General features: G+C 42.1%; 1 rRNA gene. It reads right to left on the bottom strand.

Annotated elements, in window-relative coordinates:
• Positions 1–410 precede the first annotated feature (410 nt).
• Positions 411–515 (bottom strand): 5S ribosomal RNA (gene rrf / locus DWX76_RS13790); the annotation flags it as partial.

Here is a 515-nt window from a genome sequence, read left to right on the forward strand (position 1 = left end):
CTCTTATTAGCTTAACCAATTGATTCACACCGCGGGTACGGTGTTCCTCTCAGATGCATAGCGTTGCATCTTTGGTTTATGGTGTTTACAATTAATAATTGCTTGTTTTGGTTTGTTTGGTTACACTTTCGTGTAACACCTCGGATGTCTTGATATTTGTTTCAAACCTCTCGGTTTGAACTTTGTATCAGATTTTCAATATGCAGTTTTCAAGGTACATACTTGACTGAAGTTTATCAGTCATTCACAACCTCGATAAGCTCGAACTTATGAATCACTGGTAAAAACCAGTTATATGGAACAGCACTTCCCTGCTGGTGTAGGTTAACACATCCTCATCACAGATAGTTCATCCATTCCGATGTGTCCGTTCTATTTCAAATCGCTTTCAGCGAATTGTTTTTAATGGAATCCGGCATCCACCTGCTTTCCCATGCCGTCTCCAGCATAGTATCATCGGCCGCTTAGGTCTTAACCATCGTGTTCGGGATGGGAACGGGTGTGTCCCCTAAGCG

The sequence above is a fragment of the Clostridium sp. AF21-20LB genome (assembly GCF_003478795.1).
GTDB classification, from domain to species: domain Bacteria; phylum Bacillota; class Clostridia; order Lachnospirales; family Lachnospiraceae; genus Otoolea; species Otoolea fessa.